Raw genomic sequence first — 18650 nt, 5'->3', positions numbered from 1 at the left:
GTCTTCGGGCAGTGAAGACATCGACCCTTTTAATTGATACTGCATTGGCATACGCACAAGGCCCGGCATCGTCCGGGCCTTGTGCGTTTGTGCCGTAAGAAGCGAGGAAAATACGATGCATCTGGTTGAAACAATGGCCTATGCCGGTGCTAAGCCGTGGCACGGTCTGGGCAATAAGCTTGAACAGCAACAGCCCATTGAGGTCTGGAAGCGTCAGGCAGGCATGGATTGGCAGATCGAGGACTCCGAGGTCCGCTTCATCACGGGTAGCAATGCCATCGGTGCCATCCACTCCTTCCCGGAGCAGAAAGTGCTCTATCGCTCCGATACCAGGGAGCCGTTGGCAGTCGTCTCCAAGCGGTTCAAGGTGGTCCAGCCGGGAGAGATCCTGGAGTTCTACCGTAATCTGACGCAGCACAGTGGCTTTGAACTGGAGACGGCGGGTGTGCTCAAGGGTGGCAAGAAGTTCTGGGCCATGGCTCGTACGGGCCAGAGCACGTCGCTGAAGGGGCGTGACCGGGTGGATGGCTATCTTTTGCTTGCTACTGCCTGTGACGGCACGTTGGCCACCACGGCGCAGTTCACCTCGGTGCGGGTGGTGTGCAACAACACCTTACAGATCGCTCTGGGAGACAGCAGCGGAGCCATCAAGGTCCCGCACCGCAGTCAGTTCGACCCGGATGCTGTGAAGCGCCAGTTGGGGATCACCGTCTCGACCTGGGACAACTTCGTGTCTCGCATGAAAGCCATCTGTGACCGTCCAGTTGACCCCGATACGGTCGATGGTCTGTTGCGACGGGTGCTTACCTACCAAGGCCAGGGCACCACCGCTGAGGTCGTCAACGAGCAGGCGCTGGCCAGTGTCCGTGCCCTGTATGAGGGCGGCGGTCGAGGCGCGTTGTTGCCTTCCAGCCGTGCAACGGCCTGGGGCGTACTCAACAGCGTCACGGAGTACGTTGACCACCACCGACGAGCTCGTAGCGATGATCACCGCCGTGATGCGGCATGGTTCGGTGCTGGAGCTCAGCTCAAGCAGCGCGCGTGGGATGAAGTGATGAAGTTGGTGGCCTGATGGAAGCGCAGGCCTATCACATGACCACATTAGGGGCCGGATCCAATGAGGAGGAGAGCAGGATCCGGGTACGTGAGGACAGGACGATTGCGAGGGCGCTGCAGATCCTGCAGAAACGGGCATCGTTGCCAGGGGAGGTGCTGGGAGGAGCAACCCAGGGTGCATTGTTCTTCCGGCTACGTCTGGGAGGCGAAAACCGCGAGCATTTCGAGGTTGCCTTTCTCAACACGCAGTTCCAGCTCATCGCAGTTGAGCGGCTTTTCTCAGGGACGATTGATGCAGCCGAGGTCCATCCTCGGATCGTGGTTCAGAGGGCACTTGCCCACAATGCATCGGCGGTACTCATGGCTCACAACCATCCAAGCGGTAGCTTGCAGCCCTCTGCGTCAGATCGGGCAGTCACGGCGCGGCTGAAGGCTGCCTTGGACACCGTGGACGTGAGGCTGTTGGACCATTTCGTTGTCACCAGCCATGAGGTGGTCTCGATGGCCTCTCAAGGCATGGTCTGACAGAGCTGCAGCGATCAGTGCTGTCGCTTCGCCCATTCATCTTGCCCACATCGATAGCTTGAAATGAAAGACCTGACCAAGGCCGCCCATCAAGGCGGCCTTTTCTATTCCGGAGATTGCCAATGAGCAAGCACACCGCGTTGCGTTTGGTTGATACGCGTTCACTGGATCGCCAGCAGTGGCTGGAGGTCCGCAATGGCGGCATCGGTAGTTCGGATGCTGCCACCGCCGTCGGGTTGAACCCCTACAAGAGCCAGCTGGAGCTGTGGCAGGAGAAGACGGGCCGCAAGCCAATGGAAGAGATCCCCCCTGGACAAGAGGATCCCCGCTACTGGGGAACCCTGCTCGAACCCATGGTGGCCACGGCCTACCAGGAGCGCACGGGGAACCGGGTACGTCGGGTCAACGCCGTTCTGCAGCACCCGACCTTTCCGCACATGCTGGCCAACCTCGATCGAGAGGTAATTGGTTCCCCGGGGGTCCAAATCCTTGAGTGCAAGACAGCAGGGGAGTTCGGCTCTCGGTTGTGGAAAGACGGGGTTCCCGAGTACGTGCAGCTGCAGGTACAGCATCAGTTGGCAGTGACGGGGAAGCAGGCAGCAGATGTGGCAGTGCTGCTGTGTGGCCAGGCGCTGAGGATCCACCGTATTGAGCGAGACGAAGAGATCATCAGCCGCTTGGTGGTATTGGAGGTCCGGTTCTGGGAGCACGTCATCAATGACATCGAGCCACCAGCCGATGGCTCGGAGTCAGCGGCCAGGGCGTTGCGGAGCTTGTACCCAGGCAAGGACACCGTTGTCGATTTCAGTCAGGACCCGGAATTGGTCGAGACCTTCACCAACCTTGTCTCGTTCACTGAGGCAGTTGCAGAGCAGGAACAGCAGGTAGAACTGCTCAAGCAGACACTGCAGCAAGCCATGGGGGACGCTTCCATTGCCCGGTTCGGCTCACTGGGAGAAGTCATCTACCGCCGTAGTAAGGATGGCACGTCACTGGATACCAAGCGGCTCGCAGCCGAGCACCCGGAGATCGCTGCGGCCTACACGGCAGTCCGTCCGGGGTCGCGCCGATTCCGGATCAACACCACGATCAAAGAGGTCACATCATGCTGAAGGGACTGGCCATAACGCCGCCCGTGATTGGGCGTATTTCCATCGGCCGGGTAGTAGAGCGCAATGGCAAGCGGCTGCCCGAAAAGGACGACCAGTTCACCCTCACCAGCCAGGTACAGAACCGTGATGGCTGGGTGCTGCACCCGCTGGATGAAGAGCTGCGGAAGGCATCGGAGGGTAACAAGCTGCGATCCATCCCGGTGCGCCTGCTCTTCGACGATCCAACCCTGAACCTCCGGGCTGACTATTCGCTGTTCAATCGCGAGAACGGAAGACCGCTGTGTGTAGGCAATGGAGACACCTGCCGGCGTGCTGGGCCTGAAGGCATGGAGACGTTGCCTTGTCCTGGTCCGGATGGGTGTCAGTTTGCCAGTGGGGGCTGCAAAGCCTATGCCCGCTTGAATGTGGTCATTGGGGACGGGGCGGGGGATGTGATGGGTAGCTTTGTTCTGCGCACCACCTCCTACAACACCATCCGCACACTGGCAGCACGGCTGCACTACCTCAGTGCAGTGTCGGGCGGAAGGCTGTCTTGTCTGCCGCTCGAGCTGAAGCTGCGGGGCAAGTCCACGACGATGAGCTACCGATCAGCGATCTACTACGTCGATCTGGTGGTTCGGAGCGGGCTGACGCTCGAACAGGCTGTCGCAGAGGCGATTGAGCGACACGCAACAAGAGCTGCAGCGGGGATCGACCAAGCTGCACTGGATGAGGCGGCGAGACAGGGCTTCGCTAACGGGGCCTTCGAGGACCTGGACGAAGACGTGCCGGCCGTGGTCGAGGAGTTCTATCCATCAGGCCAGGGTGAAGTTGTGCAGGTATCAGCGAACGGAAGTCTCAAGGACAGACTGAAAGCGCAAGCGTCTCGGTTGGTGTCGTAGGAGAGCCGTACCGGTACGGATCTGTATCAGGTACGGACAAGAGGCAGTTCAGGTCCTGAGCGGACATCGGATGGAACGGACCGGTTTGTGGGCGCAAAGGACGAGACATGCCAGGGAGCGAAAGCTCCCTGGTATGTAAGTGTTTGATTTTTCTTTGATCTGGTCGGTTGTGCGCGTCCCTGGAAAAAACCTGGATTTTTTTTCCCTGTACCCCCAACAGCAGCATATCGACACTGATCACGTCGGAGGCCAATCACCTTCGATAGGAAACCGGCCGGATTCCTTCCTGAAACGTTCAACACAACGAAGGAATCAACAAATGAAGCACATGACGTCCAGTCTGCGCCAGGGCGTAGACAAAAGCATGACTTTGGCCGAAGAGAACAACAGTGCTGGGAAAGCAGGTTGGCCGGATAGTCCGACGCTGCGTCTGAAGGAGCTGATCAAGCTGCTCCGCGTCAGCAGGAGCAAGGCATACGAGCTGATGAAGACCGATCCGGACTTCCCGAAGGGCATTCCGCTCTATGACAGCGAACTGTCCCCGAAGTTCTACTGGACGCATGAGGCAATGGCATGGGTAGAAGGCCGTGCAGTGAAGTTCCGTCGTGCGAAGGAGGAGAAGTGATGATGGCTAATTTTGCAGTCCACTCTTCGCCGCTTGACGCGCTCACGCACGCTTTGAGTGAACAGTCGACCAAGGGGAAGGGCAAGCTGGAGCAGGACTTCAGGCAGGCCTATCCGATCCTGGAACAGCACATCGCAAAGAAGATGAGCAAGAAGATCTTGGTAGAGCAGTTCAATGCTGCGTACAAGCATGATCTGAACCTGATTCAGTTCCGCAAGCTGCTCAAGGAGGAGCGTTTTCGTCGCCATGCGGAGGGCGATGCTGCTCGGTGCCAGAGCTGTGGCCATCTGTTGGTTGAGGTTGAAGAACAGACCGCGGTTGGCTCGACAGAGGAGGATGCATGATGACAACCAATTGGCAGCGTTATGCCCCCAAATATCCCCTGGAAACCTTTCACCATGTTGCTCGTGAGGCAGGCCTTGAGCTCCTTCGCAACGTTCAAGTTCCCGACGCCATGGTTGGCATGGGTCTTATCAATGCCATTTCGATGGCGTGCCAAGGTCTGATTGATGTCAAGTTGCCGACCGGACAGATCAAGCCTGTAACCCAGAACTTGATGCTTGTGGCTGAGTCTGGTGAGCGCAAGTCCACGGTGTTCGAGCTACTGCAGGCGCCTTTCCGCGATGCAGACACGAAGGAGATGGCTGCGTTCAAGCAGCAGACTGAGGCTTATGAGATCGACTATGGACTCTGGACGGCCAAGATGAAGGGGCTGAGGAGCGCGATCAGTAAAGCAGTTGCTGCTGGCAAGTCTGTCGAAGCACTCGAGGCACAGCTGAAGGAGTTTTCAGAAAAGAAACCTCTGCAGCCCCGCCTGCGTTGCTTCCTGAGGCAGGACATCACGGCCAAGGCCATCATGGAGGCCGTTCAGGGTGATGGTGAGTCCATCGCCATCACGACTGACGAAGGTCATATGCTGTTCAAGAGCGAGGCAATGGCGAATGTGGGCCTGCTCAATCGTCTCTGGGATTCGCCAGGAATGATGCCGTTGGATCGTGCGGAGAACGAGCATCTGATTGCGATGAATCCGCGCGTTTCTGTGAGCATCATGACCCAGTACGAACCGTTCAAGCAGTTCCTCAATAGGCGAGGCTCTGTTGCAAAGGGGAGTGGACACTGGGCACGCTATTTGGTTGCGTGGCCTCGCTCCATGATGGGCTACCGGCGAATCGAGGACGTAGAACCGGTGTGGGAGCATTTGCCGGCATTCCATGAGCGAATCGCGGAGCTGTTGTTCAAGTACAAGGAGCGGTCAGCCTCGGGCGCCATTGCTCGTGAAGTGGTGTCCTTCTCCATCGATGCCAGGGCACGCTGGGTAGAGTTGGCATCAGAAACTGAGTCTTTGCTGCGCGACGGGGAGTACTTGAGTGATATCAATGACTTCGCGGCAAAGATCATGGAGATCGTGGCACGACTCGCTGCATCGATGCAGTACTTCAGTGGAGAGGGAGGTGACATCACCCTCGATACGATCAATCGTGCCTTCGACATCGTTCGGTGGCATGTTGATGAGTACAAGCATCTGTTCTCACCAGCGTTCGTGGTATCGCAGGATCAGGTCGATGCTCAAGCTTTGGATCGGTATCTGTATGCCAAGTGGTGGAAAGGGATTTATTCGGATACGTACGTTCCCAAGAACCAGGTTTTGCGCTATGGACCTGTACGTGACCGAGCAAGGCTGAATGCAGCTATCTCGATTCTTGAAGGTCAGGGAGCAATTCAGGTCTGCAGTGGGTACCGGGACAAGAGGATGTATCTGCGCTTGATGAATCACTACTTTGACCGGAGGGCACTGTAAGCGGTCTTGATGCCAAGGGGGCCCCGGCGATATGCCGGGGCTTTTCTGCTGTGGTCAGTAGGTGCCATTGCGATTCTGCGACTTTGTCGCAGAATCGCTGGGTTAGGCACTTACCTCTCCCAGATTTTCAACTGATGAAGCTGCCTTCACGGCTTTACGACATTGTGCATACTGCGACTTCTCTGCATCTGCCATCTCCTTGACGAAGCGTTGGCCGAGGTGGCGCTCTGGGGGCCTGGCAATGCCTTGATCACGCAAGCTGCGGTGGTCTACGCGGGTTGAATAACCGTTTTCTTCAAGGAACTGATTCTGGGTGTCCGCTACAAGTTTTCGCTGTGCAGTCACCTGCTGCTTCAACTCCATTGGGCTCTTTCCGCCACTATCCTTGCGGCATCCGCCTGCGGAAGGATTCTTGGCGTTGTAGCGGGCGAAGGTCTGTTCAGGTGTACGGGGGATGCCATCAGGCAGTCTGTCCGAGCACATCAGATGGATGTGCGGGTTGGGATCCCCACCGAGTTTTCCTTCAGGTGCATGGAGCGCGTACTGGTAGGGTTTGATCCCTGCGAGATTCTTTGCAAGCCGGTCGGCAAGTTCGACCTGCTGTTCAGTACTGAGCTCACTCGGAAGAGTGATTTCGTGTTCTCGGTACACTGCTCCGTTGGCACGCTCATGCTTGTCAGCAACGCTCCAGAACCGTTTCGGATCATCTCCTGCCCATTCGGGCATGTTCCCATGTCCTGTTTGGATAAGGTCCTTCTTGTCACTATGAGATCCTTTACGATCGATATAGTTGGCGTGCCTGCGTGCGCTGCCTTTCTTTCCACTTTTGATGCTGTAATGGAAGCTTGCCATTGCTGTATCACCCTTTCTCTAAGGAGAATAAAAAAGCCGACAAGAGTGATTCTTGTCGGCTACCGGTAGATACTCATGATCGAAGAGTGTTGTGATTAGATAGAAAGGGTAAGTGCGCGTACCACACCCTGCCTGTAATCTATCGTCAGTTCTATTTGATTTCTATTTCCTTCGATGCCTTTCGTTCTTCGTGTTGCTGCTTCGAAGGACGTGAGTGAGTTTCTACATATGTATAAGGGTGATGCAAGTTAAAAATTACACTGAATGCGAAGTGGCTTGATCTTCGATGTATTGAATAAGGTCTTCGCAAAAAATGTTGATCTTTGTCTCGTATTCGTTGCCTGCTTCAAGATCGAAATGAGAGTGAGCTATGGTCATGTGCTTCAGATATGAGATCTGGAATCTCATAAATGCTTCCATGCGGTTGCTGCGCCCGAAAAGTAATGCGTAGGCGATGCAATATCGATGATAGAGGGTGAGCATCGCACCTTGCGGGATGTAATCCTCTTCATATAGCTCTTCGATGTCTCTTGATGTGTCCAGGTGACTCAGTAGGCGAGATACAGCTTTCTCGCTTGAGCTCTGCCCTTTCCAGTAGGGCGTGTACTTCGTTTTGATCTTCTTTTGTATCTTAATGGCTGAAAGGGCTGCAACGCAGTCGGCCATTGAAATGTTGACGACGTCATGATCTGTTCTGTGCCATTCGTGGAAGACATAGGCATGCAGAACCTTCTGCGTTTCGTCGGCTATGTTTGTGATCTCGCTGGATCTCAACTCATAACCAGTGGCTTGGTGAACCAAGCGTGCCAGCTCATTTGCATTGGTTTGCAGGAAGGAGTGAATAGCTGCGAGAGATGTGACAGGTCGCAATAGGGCATCGCACTCCGTCGGTGAGGAGATGGCGTGAGCGAAGAGTGGCTCTATCTTGTATTTGCTCAACTCGTCGTTTTCTGATTCGACAACCTGCTGACACTCTCCAACGAAGTGCAGGAATGGGAGAGTCAGCAAATAGATGTATAGCCTTTCGTGTACGGGGGCGCCTTCTTTGCTGGGTAAGGCATTTGAGGGTTGATAGCTTTCTATTTGATGTGCGCCAAACATAAAGGCGCTTGCAATGGCTTCATCATTGCCGACGAAAGCCATGTAGATAGGTTCTATAAGCTCCTTTATGTGTCTGGCGTAGTATTCAAGGAGTTTCGATGGTGTGAGTCTGTTGATGTGGATGTGCTTAAGTATCTCCTCGTCGATCTCAAGCTCAAGCGTGGACATGAGATAGGAGGCTGCTTTTATGGTCTTTTCATTTCTTGGGGTGTTGCGTTCTGTCCAGTGCTCGAAAGTGGCCTTGATGGTTCCTGGTTTCGAGATTCTTTGGAGTAACTGAGTGTCGCTGGAGTCGTTCTTGAGGTAAAGGAGCTTGATTGTTTTTAGGGTGGAGATTGGAAGTGTGCAGTTCCCGGTAGGAATCTCTTGTCCCAATGTGGAGTTGATGAAGTCAATGACTCCATTAAGTTCCTTGCGGGTTATTGTTTTTCCTGAGGCATTGGAGTGTTCGGCTTCTTTGCCATTTTCTGTGCGCGCCATCTCGTAATTGAGCTCTTGCAAAAGCTCATTGATGGTTCCAGTCTCGGAACGATCTTTGTTGTGATCTTTATCGAAATCGAAGCGTGGTTTGTACTTTCCTGATTCGATGTTGCTTTCTTCCATCTTCAACCGCCATCCTTTTGGTTGTGTATAGTGTTTGATGTTTGCTATTTCAAAGATCTTTGTCAGCGTGCCTGCAGAAGGCTGCTCCACTTCGTTGTATAGCTTGGTGACAAATAATGCAATTTTGCTCGCCATTGGGCGTTGCCATGCACCATGGAGCCTCTCCCCCGGCCTTGCTCCACCAACCCGCCAGCCCGCGCTGTCTACTCCCACAGTGCCTCTTCCGAATTTCGTGTTGATCTGGTCCAGTACGGCCATGGCCCGTTCTGCGTTCTCAACGGACCTGATGCTCTGGTACAAAGAGAGTACATAGGGGGGCAGTGAGCATGATCCGAACAATCACAATCCATCGTCACAAGAGCTTTCATCCCACCAACGCGCATTCGGTCCAGATCCCGAACAAACCTGCGACTTACGTCTACGGTCTCAACGGAGCAGGAAAGTCTTCTATCGGTGAAGTGGTCGACGGGCTGGCACGCAACGATCCCGCCTTTGCGCACTGCAGGATCGAGACAACCGACAATGCGCGCTACCGATACTTGGTCTACAACCACCACTACGTTGAACGCCTGATCGGCCAGCCCATCCAGGGCATCTTCACTGTCGGCGAAGTCGACACTGTCCGCCAGCAACGTATCCAGGACATCGAGACCCGAAACGGCGAGTTGGACGTTCTGATCGCCGACGCCACCACAAGTGTCAAGGCAGCCGAAAGCAACCTTGCCATGGAGCTGGTGCGGGCCAAAGACGAGATCTGGAAGGCCCACGACTGGGGCAAGAAGACGGCACTGGCTTCCTTGCTTGAGGGCTACGGCCGGAACAAGGAAAAATTCTTCACCGACCTGCGCACACATGCCCTGCCCGAGAATGGGCAGCTGGACACGATCGAGCGACTTGAAAGGCGCTGGGCCGATGTCTCTGGCATCGAAAGTGAGCGTGCATTGGTGTCCCTGGATACCAGTGTGCTGAGTCGGATCGAGAATGACCCTATTTGGGGTGAGGTCGTGGAGGTGTCGACCTCGAGTCGCCTAGCACCATTCGTTGCCGAACTGGGCAACGCGGACTGGGTCGCGCGTGGACAGGCTTACACGCATAAGGATCGATGTCCGTTTTGCCAGCAGGGGTTGCCCCACGATTTCCGCGAAGAGTTGGCGAGACTCCTGGAAGGCGAGCGCAAGGCGAAGGTCGACAGGATCTCGCTGCTGGTTCAGAGCTACGCCGTCCAGCTCGACGCGTTAGAGCAGCGTATCCAGGCCATTTTGACCGACCCCGACGCAAGAGAGGCAGGGGTGGAGCTTGCCTGGACCCAAGCTCGGGGGGCATTCCACGACACACTGACGGCGTTGCGTCGGAAAGAAGCGCAGCCGGGGGAGGCGGTGTCCATCTCCCCTGTCAATGTAGACGCATTGGTCGAAGCATTGGCCAAGCTCAACGCTCTGATCGCTGACTTCAATGCGCGCATCCGGGATCGCAGGGGCGAGCGTGAGCGGATCAAGGCCATGTTTTTCCAGGTCATGCATGTCGAGCGTATGGACGCCTACGCGCACCATGATGCGTTACTCGGACCGCTGCAGCAAGCCGAAACACAGGCAAAGGCAGGCCTGCAAGCGAAGAGGCAGGAGCGAGATGGCCTCAACACCGAATTACGTGAGCTGCGCCGGCTTCAGAAAGGCGTTGATGCCTCAATCGATGCGATCAACGATCGACTCCGCAGCTTGGGGATCACGGCGTTTAGCATCGATCGGAAGGTAGACGAGGATCGCGTGTACTGCCTGGCGCGCCCAGGGGTAGCCAGCAGCGAGACCAAGTCATTGAGCGAGGGTGAGAAAACGCTGATCGCGTTTCTCTACTTCATGGAGTCGCTCAAGGGGTCGCAAGATGAAAACGAGAATGTGGATCCTCGCCGCACTATCGCCGTCATCGACGATCCGATCTCCAGCCTGTCCCAGAATTATGTGTATGACATCGCCACGATGATCCACCGCGAGCTGGCCAAGCCAGACGGACGGCCCCAGCTCGTGAAGCAGGTGATCGTCCTGACGCACAACCTGTACTTCTTCCATGAGCTGCTCCGTCAGCACAAGGTGAGTCTGCCCAAGGCGCACAACCACTGCGGATTGCTGCGCGTGGTCAAGAACGTGTATTCGGAAGTCGAAGCGCTGGATCCCACCAAGCTATTAAATGATTACGACGTGTGGTGGCAGATCCTCAGGGATGCCAAGGACGGGAAGATCCCGACCCAGATCGTGCCCAACGCCATGCGTAACATTCTGGAGCAATTCTTCACCTTCACCACCGGGTCTTCTGACTTCCCCGTGGCAGTCCAGCAATTGGCCGACGCAGATACATCCAGTAAGTACGCAGCGCTGGATCGTTTCGTCGATCGAGGTTCCCACCGAGATGCAATCAATGGTCCGCCAATTGACTGGACCGAATACGACGTGTCCTATCTATTGGGCAAGTTCCGCGCGATGTTCAATGCCATCGGCCAAGAGCCACACTACATCATGAAGATAGGTGAGGATGCCTTGGAGCCAGTACATGCCTGATGCACGACTAGCGACGCTTTCCGAGTACTTGGCGATAACGGAGCACAGCTTCACCCATGCTGAGCTTTGAGCCTGGTGAAGCTGGGCAGTCTCACCAGCGCAACTTCCACCTGTGAACTTTCAGGGCTTAATCGGAGCGCGTTAACGTTCAAGCTTTCCTTGCCCCGTGTGGGGGCTAACAAGGAGAGGAACATGGCAAAGGTTAATGGCGGATCGGCTGGGAAGGCAGGTGGTGGCTCGAAGGGCGGCTCGACTGCTGGCGGCGCTCGAGGCCCCGCTGGGTGGCCGTCGACCAAGCCTGGGATGCCGTCTGGCGGCAACCGCACCAACGCCCCTGCGAAGCGCTGATTACGGATCGATCAGCCAAGCTGGGGGCAGTGGGCCTGTCGACGGGGCCTGGGGTGGGTAGCGGTGTCTATGCCGCTCCCACCATCCCAGATATGCCTCCCGCCAGCCCGTGCGGTCCATGTGGCCCGCGGTGGTTGGGTGGTCTGGCAGGAGCAGGCTCAACAAGAGTGCGGCCACCAGGTAGGTTTCAAGCAGGTCCGCTTGGCCATCGAGATCAGACGCCTTCGCTTTGGGGGTCCAGAGTTGGGTGTGGACCAGTGTTCTGAATGACTTTCGAGTTAGCCGGGCCTTGCCACTTCTCAAGCCGCGAACGAACCGATTGCCCTCGCCAAGCCGTGTCCCTGATAGATCTGCCTGGGTGCCCATGTCCGCGATAGGGAGCGGGCGCTGAGGCCAGCTGCCCTCTCGCAAGTAGTGGCCGACGGCGCCGATGAAATCTACGAGGCGCGCGGTAGGGTCAGCCGGGGTATGGCGGTGCCGATTAGTAGGCCCAGGTGGTGCCAGCAGCACGGCAAATCTTGGGAGGCCTGCAAAGGCATCTGGTACCCCGGTCCGTCCAATCCAATGCCCAATTTCGTGATCTACGGCTGCCAAGAATGACAGCGCCATGTTGGCACGGCGGTTTAGGGCAAGATTGATGGCGGTGCGCTCCGGTTCGGTCAGTTCCAGCTTCAGCTCCAGCGAGGGATCTCTAATGTCTGCCACCGTCAGGGGGGTGCAGTAGGCTGGCCCCAGTTGGGACCGTGGCCCGATCTCGTCGAGAAAGCCGTATACGTCAGTGTCTGAAAGCTTACAAAGTCGTTTGTCTGACGCATCGAACATGGCGACCAGTTCTCTGGTTGCTGGGGACGTGTGCTCGTTGAGCAAACCTAGCCCATAGAGCATGATCGCCGAATGTCCTTGGGGGATATCCTCTTTGAATCCTCGAAATTCGGCGTCTGGGATGCCTCGTTTCTGGAGCATGCGCAGGAGTAGTGAATCCGAATGCGCTTCGACTTGCTCACGCTTGGCCATGAGAGCTGTATAGCCGCGGCCTCGTCGATAGTTCATGTGGCTCAGCCCCGTCGCGTATTCGAAGAACGCTGCGGGGGCCATGCCAACGAGTTTGTGAGCAACTTCGATGTGGAGTGCGAAGAGCATTGCCTATCTCATGCTGTTGCTGGAAGGACGAAATCAGCCCACGCCTGCATCATGGGGCGTCGCTGCTCCAGCAGATCCGTACGGTGATAGGCAGCTTCGACCTTGTTTTTGACAGTGTGGGCCAGCGCGCGTTCAGCAAGATCCCGGGCATAGCCTTCCTCGCTGCACCAGTCGCGAAAGCTTGACCGGAAGCCGTGCGCGGTGGCTATCCGCTTATCGCTATCGCTGTGGGCCTTCAAGCGGCGCAATAGTGCAGTTAGGGTCATGTCCGAGAGGACTGTTCGGGATTGGATCGATGGGAAGACCAGATGATCGTGCTTGCCTGCCTGTACCTGCAGCAAAGTGATGGCTTGCTCAGAGAGTGGGACTCGATGGGTCTGGCTGGCTTTCATGCGATCGGCAGGAATGATCCAGACTTTGTTGCGCAAATTGACCTCATCCCAAGTCATTCCCCTGACTTCGCCAGAGCGCGCGGCGGTCAAGATCAAAAACAGCAGCGCACGTTTGGTGACATCTAGCTCGTTTGTATCCACCAGTCTGGTTTTGACAAATGCGGGGATGTCGGTCCACGGCATGGCCGGTTGATGCTCTTGTCTGACCGTCTTGCTGGGTTGTACCGGCAACAGATGTGTGACTACATCCACGGGGTTGGCTTGGTTGAACCCGTGTGCCCAGCCCCAGGCCATCACGGCATGCAAACGCTGCTTTACCCTGGAAGCGGTCTCCGCTTTTTCCAGCCAGATCGGGCGCAAGACATCGGCCATATGACGAGGCTGAAGTTGATCCATCGGTAGGGAGCCGATCTTGGGGAAAACGTATTCGGTAAGTGTGTTGATCCACTGCTGCGCGTGCTTGGCGTTCTTCCAGCCTGGCTTCAGTTCGGCGTGTACCTGTTTTGCTGCCTCTTGGAAGGATGGCATCACCGGCGCGGCTACAGGTGTCTCCTTGATCTCCAGGGGGTCTTGCCCCAATGCAATCTCTTCGCGCATCTCGCGAGCCAGCTTGCCGGCAAGAGCGACGCCCACGTGCGGGTAGCTGCCTAGGCCGGCGTTGCGCCGCTTGCCAGTGACAGGGCTTACGTAGCGCAAGACCCACTTGCCTTGGCCCTTCTTTGTGCGTGAAGGAAGCAGACTCAGGCCAGTAACTCCGCCGTGTGGCAGTGCTGCGCTTCCGGGAGTGATGCTTCGAGCTTTGATGTCGGTTAGCAGTGCCATGCGTGCCTGGTATGCCATCTGGTATGCCATCTAGTATGCCATCTGGTATGCCATTTCGCGTTGGGTGATGATGGGTGTTGCTGGACAGTGCTGGATATGTTTCATGCAAGTCATTGAAAGTAAACGGCAAATATATGAACTTATCGATTCCCCTGGATTTCCTTGGACGGATCTATGGCAGTCCCCCTCTCCGCCAGATAAAGAAAAAGGGCTGCCGAAAGGCAGCCCTTTTTCTTTATCTGGCGCGGGACGCGACGCGCTCTGCGCGTCGCCCCAAACGTTGCTGCGCAACGCGTGGGCCCCTCCCTTTGCCGGCCTCTCCCCGCCCCTGTCGGGGCAGCCCCTCAACAGAGGGGCTTGGTCCTCCAGATGCATCACGGGAGATCCGCGCGGTGCGTGGATGCGCGGCGGGCATCCCGCCGTAGTGACCCTGTACTGATCTGGCGCGGGACGCGACGCGCTCTGCGCGTCGCCCCAAACGTTGCTGCGCAACGTATGGGCCCCTCCCTTTGCCGGCCTCTCCCCGCCCCTGTCGGGGCAGCCCCTCAACAGAGGGGCTTGTTCCTCCAGATGCATCACGGGAGATCCGCGCGGTGCGTGGATGCGCGGCGGGCATCCCGCCGTAGTGACCCTGTACTGATCTGGCGCGGGACGCGACGCGCTCTGCGCGTCGCCCCACACGTTGCTGCGCAACGCGTGGGCCCCTCCCTTTGCCGGCCTCTCCCCGCCCCTGTCGGGGCAGCCCCTCAACAGAGGGGCTTGTTCCTCCAGATGGATCACGGGAGATCCGCGCGGAGCGTGGATGCTGTTCCTGCTGGCAGGCTCATCCACGCATGGCGTGGATCTACCCGGGATATCCGTGCGGACGCTGCGGGTTAACATGTACGCATCACCTGCTGGAGCTTTTCCCGATGACCGCTGAAATCCTCGTCCCCGTTTCCTTCGGCGAGCTGCTGGACAAGATCTCGATCCTGCAGATCAAGTCCGAGCGCATCAGCGACGAGGGCAAGCTGGCCAATGTGCGCAAGGAGCTGTCGGCGCTGGAGCAGACCTGGATGGCACACCCGGCCGCGGTGAAGGACATCGCCAAGCTGCGTGCCGAGCTGAAGGCGGTCAACGAGCAGCTGTGGGACATCGAGGACGACATCCGCCTGAAGGAGAAGGTGCAGGCGTTCGACCAGGGCTTCATCGACCTGGCGCGCAGTGTCTACCTGCGCAACGACGAGCGCGCGCGCATCAAGAAGGCGATCAACCTGGCGCTGGGCTCGGCGTACGTGGAAGAGAAGTCCTACCAGGATTACGCGCAGCGCACGTAAACCCGGGCAGGCTGCCGATCACCCCAGGTGGTCGGCGACGTAGCGTTCGAACGCAGCGATACCGTCTTCCACGGTGATCAGTTCCATCACATCGTCGAATTCGATCTTGGTGCCCCACTTCAGGTCCGCCGCCTGCTTGGCCAGGTACTTGCGCGCGGCATCATCGTAGCGGTCCACGCAGTAGCGGCGGTCCGAGTACGGGCCACTGCGGTCCGGATTGCTGGCTGCATGCAGGCCCAGCACTTTGGCGCCCATCGCGTTGGCGATGTGCATCGGGCCCGAGTCCGGGGTCATCACCAGATTGGCGCGGGCCAGCAGGGCAGGCAGCTGCTTCAACGTGTCCTTGCCGACCAGGTCCAGTGCCGGCGTCTGCAGCTGCGCCTGGATCGCATCGGCCATGTGGCGCTCCAGTTCGCTGCGGCCACCGCACAGCACCACCCGCCAACCGCGCTGTGCGGCGTGGTTGGCCACCGCTGCATAGCGGTCCGCATACCAGTTGCGCCGCACGTGGCTGGAGCAGGGCGAGATCATCAGCACCGGGCGGCCATCGTCCTGCCACTGCGCGGCGGCCCACTCGAAGGCGGAGGGCGGCACGGCCAGATCCCAGCTGACTTCGGTCTGGCGCAGGCCCAGCGGTTCGCAGAAGCTGCCGATGGCATCCAGTACATGGATGCCGGGGCGGTCAGGAATGCGCTCGTTGATGAAGAGCCCGTGCAGGTCCTTGGAGCGGCTGCGGTCGTAGCCGATGCGGCGCTCGGCCGGAATGAAGGCTGACAGCAGGTTGGCGCGGAATGCGACCTGCATCTGCAGAAGCGCCTCGAAGCGCCCCGGTGGCAGTTGCCTGCGCAGTTCCTTGACCCCAGCCATGCCGCTCTTCTTGTCGTAGGCATGGAAGGTGACACCGGGCAGGCCGTCAAGCAGCTTGTGGCCAACCTTGTCGATGATCCAGTGGATCGGCGTGTCCGGGCGCGCAGCCTGCAGGGTTCGCACCAGGGGCACCACGTGGGTGACGTCGCCGAGTGCGGACAGGCGCAGGAGGCACAAGGAGGAGGACGCTGATGCCATGTGTTGTTAGACTCAATGAAATGGTCGCATTCGACGCCAATGAAGCGCTGACGCCATGCCGCGAGGGTCGCGGCATCGGGGCCATTCTGTTCGACCGCGAGCGGCTGCGGCAAGCCGACATCGGCCTGTTCTCGCCCCAGCACTGGGGCAGCAGGGCCCGGCCGGTGGGCGAGGGCGGCCGCGGCAGCGCCTGGTTCGTCGACGCGCCGTTCGGGGCCAGCGTGCTGCGGCACTACCTGCGGGGCGGCCTGGCCGCGAAGCTCAGCCACGACCAGTACCTGTGGCGCGGTTCGGACCGGACCCGCAGCTTCGCCGAATTCCGGCTGATGCGCGCGCTGCGCGAGAAGAAGCTGCCGGTGCCACGGCCGATCGCCGCGTTCTACATGCGCGAGGGCCTGCGCTACCGGGCCGCGATCCTGATGGAGCGGATCGAGGGCGTGCGCTCGCTGGCCGACCGCGCCCTGGTCGCCGGCCGGGGCGCGCCCTGGGAGGAGACGGGGCGGCTGATCGCCCGCTTCCATCGTGCCGGCCTGGACCATGCCGACCTCAACGCGCACAACATCCTGTTCGATGGCAACGGCCATGGCTGGCTGATCGACTTCGACCGTGGCGTGATCCGCATCCCGGCCACTGCCTGGCGCGAACGCAACCTCAAGCGCCTGCTGCGCTCGCTGATCAAGTTGCGCGGCGAGCGCAGCGTGGAAGATGTGCAGAAGGACTACGCGCGGCTGCGCCGTGCCTATGACATGGCCTGGAACCGGGGCACCTGATGGATTGGTCGTTGCGTTTCCTCGGCGTCGGCAATGCGTCGGCGGTCGAGCTGGGGTCGCCGATGTCGGTGATCGAGCGGGATGGGCGTCCGTGGCTGACCATTGATTGTGGTGGTGAAGGGCTGACCGCGTTCAAGGCGCACTACGGCCACATGCCGCAGGCGTTGTTCGTGACCCATGTGCACCTTGACCACGTGGCTGGCTTCGAACGGCTGTTCGTGGACACCTTCTTCAATGCGCAGCGGCGCGGCAAGGTGCGCCTGTATGTGCCGGCCACGGTGGTGCCGCTGCTGCACCAGCGCATCGGTGACTATCCGAACGTGCTGGCCGAGGGCGGTGCGAACTTCTGGGATGCCTTCCAGCTGATCGTGGTGGGCGATGCGTTCTGGCACGAGGGAGTGCGCCTGGAGGTGTTCCCAGTGCGCCACCACTGGCCGGAGACGGCCTATGGCCTGCGACTGCAGGGCGCGCTGACCTGGAGCGGCGATACCCGGCCGATTCCGGAGATGCTGGCCCGCTTCGCCAATGACAACGAGCTGATCGCCCACGACTGCGGCCTGCACGGCAACCCGTCACACACGGGTGTGGACGACCTGGAGCGTGAGTACAGCATCGAACTGCAGGCGCGGATGATGCTCTACCACTACGCCAGCGTGGCCGATGGCCAGGCGCTGGCCGCGCGCGGGCACCGCGTGGCGCAGCCGGGGCAGTGCGTGCCGCTGGCCGACCCGACCGCGCCGCACGTACTGGCGCAGGATCCGCCGTGAGCGGAACCGGCCAGCCCGCCGATACGGCGCTGGCCGCTGGACTGGAGGCGCTGGAGCGCGCGCTGCAGTAGCGCGGGGCCATGCCCGGCAAAGGGCGCCAACCAAGGTTGGCATCTAGCAGAGGCGCGGGCGTCGCCGGAAAAGGCGGTGGCCCCGCCGGCTGACCTCGGCGCCCGCGTCGATCGATACCGTTGCTGCCTTCCGGCCCTGGCGGGGTTTTCGACCTAGCGTCGCGAGGGGCCGACGGGGCCACCATAGAGACGTTGGCCGCCCGGTGGGCGGCCAGTTCACGGATCAGGGGAAGCAGCGCGCGATGCGCCGGAGACCACAGCCGGACTGCACATCGGCTGGCCGATGGCAGGCGCTCATTCTAGCGCAGGCGGGTGCGTCGATGCCAGCTTCACGCACTGAATCGGCTGTAACCCGTCGCCGCCGGCAGCGGCCGGCACCCACCCCCGTTGCTAGAATGCCGGCCAGGAGGAACGACCTCCCCCACATCGGGAACCAATGACCAGGACGGCCTGGCCCTACCAAGAGGAGGGCCGTCATGGCCTGGATCTATCTGTTGTTTGCCGGCCTGCTGGAAATCGTCTGGGCCGTGTCCATGAAGCAGTCCGAAGGCTTCACCCGGCTCACCCCCACCGTGCTCACGATCATCGGCATGATCGCCAGCTTCTGGCTGCTGGCGGTGGCCATGCGCAGCCTGCCGCTCGGCACCGCCTATACGATCTGGACCGGCATCGGCGCAGTCGGCGCGTTCGCGGTCGGCATCGTGTTCCTGGGTGAGCAGGTCAGCCCGATGCGGATCGGTGCAGCGGTGCTGATTGTTTCCGGTCTGGTGCTGATGAAACTCTCCAGTAGCTGAATTTATTTACTCATGGCGGGGATGGATTCCCCGCCACATATAGCGATATGCATTTTCGGCAAA

The 18650-nt window shown here is 58.9% G+C and carries 17 protein-coding genes and 1 other RNA gene; 12 read left to right on the top strand and 6 right to left on the bottom strand.

Features of this window, described 5'->3' with window-relative positions; genetic code table 11:
* Positions 1–115: 115 nt before the first annotated feature.
* The 7 genes from AC5P7R_RS02430 to AC5P7R_RS02400 all read left to right on the top strand — a co-directional run bounded on the left by AC5P7R_RS02430 (position 116) and on the right by AC5P7R_RS02400 (position 5997).
* Positions 116–1072 (top strand): DUF932 domain-containing protein, encoded by a 957-nt coding sequence (locus AC5P7R_RS02430; protein WP_049450099.1) that lies wholly within the window; start codon positions 116–118, stop codon positions 1070–1072.
* The gene (locus AC5P7R_RS02425) at positions 1072–1581 is read left to right on the top strand and encodes a JAB domain-containing protein (RefSeq protein ID WP_004146430.1); all 510 of its coding nucleotides are present in this window, start codon (positions 1072–1074) and stop codon (positions 1579–1581) included. The genes AC5P7R_RS02430 and AC5P7R_RS02425 overlap by 1 nt, the downstream gene beginning before the upstream one ends.
* Before the next feature lie 122 nt (positions 1582–1703).
* Entirely contained in the window at positions 1704–2693 is a 990-nt protein-coding gene (locus AC5P7R_RS02420) for a YqaJ viral recombinase family nuclease (protein WP_049450097.1), read from the top strand.
* A complete protein-coding gene (locus AC5P7R_RS02415; protein ID WP_004146434.1) occupies positions 2687–3574 on the top strand; it encodes a recombination directionality factor in 888 nt (295 codons plus the stop codon). Before AC5P7R_RS02420 ends, AC5P7R_RS02415 begins: the two co-directional genes overlap by 7 nt.
* Positions 3575–3893: 319 nt before the next feature.
* Positions 3894–4199 carry a helix-turn-helix transcriptional regulator gene (locus AC5P7R_RS02410; RefSeq protein ID WP_004146436.1) on the top strand — a complete coding sequence of 102 codons (306 nt, stop codon included), beginning with the start codon at positions 3894–3896 and terminating at the stop codon, positions 4197–4199.
* Positions 4199–4543 carry a hypothetical protein gene (locus tag AC5P7R_RS02405; protein WP_070426734.1) on the top strand — a complete coding sequence of 115 codons (345 nt, stop codon included), beginning with the start codon at positions 4199–4201 and terminating at the stop codon, positions 4541–4543. The genes AC5P7R_RS02410 and AC5P7R_RS02405 overlap by 1 nt, the downstream gene beginning before the upstream one ends.
* On the top strand, positions 4540–5997 hold the full coding sequence (locus AC5P7R_RS02400; RefSeq protein ID WP_004146440.1) for a YfjI family protein: 1458 nt from the start codon (positions 4540–4542) through the stop codon (positions 5995–5997). The genes AC5P7R_RS02405 and AC5P7R_RS02400 overlap by 4 nt, the downstream gene beginning before the upstream one ends.
* 102 nt (positions 5998–6099) lie before the next feature.
* On the opposite strand, the gene AC5P7R_RS02395 is transcribed toward AC5P7R_RS02400, so the two are convergent.
* A complete protein-coding gene (locus tag AC5P7R_RS02395) occupies positions 6100–6849 on the bottom strand; it encodes a MobA/MobL family protein (RefSeq protein ID WP_004146441.1) in 750 nt (249 codons plus the stop codon).
* Between the two features lie 255 nt (positions 6850–7104).
* Positions 7105–8811, bottom strand: a complete 1707-nt coding sequence (locus AC5P7R_RS02390; RefSeq protein WP_495203186.1) for a DUF4113 domain-containing protein — start codon at positions 8809–8811, stop codon at positions 7105–7107.
* 68 nt (positions 8812–8879) lie between these two features.
* On the opposite strand from AC5P7R_RS02390, the gene AC5P7R_RS02385 reads away from it, so the two are divergent.
* Positions 8880–11102, top strand: a complete 2223-nt coding sequence (locus AC5P7R_RS02385) for an AAA family ATPase (protein WP_495213725.1) — start codon at positions 8880–8882, stop codon at positions 11100–11102.
* Between the two features lie 348 nt (positions 11103–11450).
* On the opposite strand, the gene AC5P7R_RS02380 is transcribed toward AC5P7R_RS02385, so the two are convergent.
* Positions 11451–12590 (bottom strand): hypothetical protein, encoded by a 1140-nt coding sequence (locus AC5P7R_RS02380; RefSeq protein WP_495203185.1) that lies wholly within the window; start codon positions 12588–12590, stop codon positions 11451–11453.
* A gap of 8 nt (positions 12591–12598) precedes the next feature.
* Positions 12599–13834 carry a tyrosine-type recombinase/integrase gene (locus AC5P7R_RS02375; protein ID WP_231914951.1) on the bottom strand — a complete coding sequence of 412 codons (1236 nt, stop codon included), beginning with the start codon at positions 13832–13834 and terminating at the stop codon, positions 12599–12601.
* A gap of 881 nt (positions 13835–14715) precedes the next feature.
* Here AC5P7R_RS02375 and AC5P7R_RS02370 point away from each other — a divergent pair.
* Positions 14716–15120, top strand: coding sequence for a DUF6165 family protein (locus AC5P7R_RS02370; RefSeq protein ID WP_019659518.1), 405 nt, complete (start codon positions 14716–14718; stop codon positions 15118–15120).
* Between the two features lie 18 nt (positions 15121–15138).
* Here the strand turns inward: AC5P7R_RS02370 and AC5P7R_RS02365 are convergent, their stop codons facing one another.
* Positions 15139–16185 (bottom strand): glycosyltransferase family 9 protein, encoded by a 1047-nt coding sequence (locus AC5P7R_RS02365; protein WP_058980312.1) that lies wholly within the window; start codon positions 16183–16185, stop codon positions 15139–15141.
* Positions 16186–16205: 20 nt separating this feature from the next.
* Between AC5P7R_RS02365 and AC5P7R_RS02360 the strand changes: the two genes are divergently transcribed.
* Together AC5P7R_RS02360 and AC5P7R_RS02355 are read left to right on the top strand one after the other, a co-directional pair.
* The gene (locus tag AC5P7R_RS02360) at positions 16206–16955 is read left to right on the top strand and encodes a 3-deoxy-D-manno-octulosonic acid kinase (protein ID WP_021204519.1); all 750 of its coding nucleotides are present in this window, start codon (positions 16206–16208) and stop codon (positions 16953–16955) included.
* On the top strand, positions 16955–17722 hold the full coding sequence (locus AC5P7R_RS02355) for an MBL fold metallo-hydrolase (RefSeq protein ID WP_206621799.1): 768 nt from the start codon (positions 16955–16957) through the stop codon (positions 17720–17722). Before AC5P7R_RS02360 ends, AC5P7R_RS02355 begins: the two co-directional genes overlap by 1 nt.
* 150 nt (positions 17723–17872) lie before the next feature.
* Here AC5P7R_RS02355 and ffs read toward each other — a convergent pair.
* Positions 17873–17969, bottom strand: an RNA gene (ffs, locus tag AC5P7R_RS02350) — signal recognition particle sRNA small type.
* 300 nt (positions 17970–18269) lie between these two features.
* Between ffs and AC5P7R_RS02345 the strand changes: the two genes are divergently transcribed.
* A complete protein-coding gene (locus AC5P7R_RS02345) occupies positions 18270–18587 on the top strand; it encodes a DMT family transporter (protein WP_021204517.1) in 318 nt (105 codons plus the stop codon).
* Positions 18588–18650 lie beyond the last annotated feature (63 nt).

This window comes from Stenotrophomonas sp. YJH_SMC_27, assembly GCF_059369815.1.
This window is presented reverse-complemented; position numbering and strand designations above follow the sequence as displayed.

Excerpts from the sequence above, each read along its gene's own strand:
- AC5P7R_RS02430 (WP_049450099.1), top strand. The coding sequence starts at position 116 with ATGCATCTGGTTGAAACAATGGCCTATGCCGGTGCTAAGCCGTGGCAC.
- AC5P7R_RS02425 (WP_004146430.1), top strand. The coding sequence starts at position 1,072 with ATGGAAGCGCAGGCCTATCACATGACCACATTAGGGGCCGGATCCAAT.
- AC5P7R_RS02420 (WP_049450097.1), top strand. The coding sequence starts at position 1,704 with ATGAGCAAGCACACCGCGTTGCGTTTGGTTGATACGCGTTCACTGGAT.
- AC5P7R_RS02415 (WP_004146434.1), top strand. The coding sequence starts at position 2,687 with ATGCTGAAGGGACTGGCCATAACGCCGCCCGTGATTGGGCGTATTTCC.
- AC5P7R_RS02410 (WP_004146436.1), top strand. The coding sequence starts at position 3,894 with ATGAAGCACATGACGTCCAGTCTGCGCCAGGGCGTAGACAAAAGCATG.
- AC5P7R_RS02405 (WP_070426734.1), top strand. The coding sequence starts at position 4,199 with ATGATGGCTAATTTTGCAGTCCACTCTTCGCCGCTTGACGCGCTCACG.
- AC5P7R_RS02400 (WP_004146440.1), top strand. The coding sequence starts at position 4,540 with ATGATGACAACCAATTGGCAGCGTTATGCCCCCAAATATCCCCTGGAA.
- AC5P7R_RS02395 (WP_004146441.1), bottom strand. The coding sequence starts at position 6,849 with ATGGCAAGCTTCCATTACAGCATCAAAAGTGGAAAGAAAGGCAGCGCA.
- AC5P7R_RS02390 (WP_495203186.1), bottom strand. The coding sequence starts at position 8,811 with ATGGCCGTACTGGACCAGATCAACACGAAATTCGGAAGAGGCACTGTG.
- AC5P7R_RS02385 (WP_495213725.1), top strand. The coding sequence starts at position 8,880 with ATGATCCGAACAATCACAATCCATCGTCACAAGAGCTTTCATCCCACC.
- AC5P7R_RS02380 (WP_495203185.1), bottom strand. The coding sequence starts at position 12,590 with ATGCTCTTCGCACTCCACATCGAAGTTGCTCACAAACTCGTTGGCATG.
- AC5P7R_RS02375 (WP_231914951.1), bottom strand. The coding sequence starts at position 13,834 with ATGGCATACCAGATGGCATACCAGGCACGCATGGCACTGCTAACCGAC.
- AC5P7R_RS02370 (WP_019659518.1), top strand. The coding sequence starts at position 14,716 with ATGACCGCTGAAATCCTCGTCCCCGTTTCCTTCGGCGAGCTGCTGGAC.
- AC5P7R_RS02365 (WP_058980312.1), bottom strand. The coding sequence starts at position 16,185 with ATGGCATCAGCGTCCTCCTCCTTGTGCCTCCTGCGCCTGTCCGCACTC.
- AC5P7R_RS02360 (WP_021204519.1), top strand. The coding sequence starts at position 16,206 with ATGGTCGCATTCGACGCCAATGAAGCGCTGACGCCATGCCGCGAGGGT.
- AC5P7R_RS02355 (WP_206621799.1), top strand. The coding sequence starts at position 16,955 with ATGGATTGGTCGTTGCGTTTCCTCGGCGTCGGCAATGCGTCGGCGGTC.
- AC5P7R_RS02345 (WP_021204517.1), top strand. The coding sequence starts at position 18,270 with ATGGCCTGGATCTATCTGTTGTTTGCCGGCCTGCTGGAAATCGTCTGG.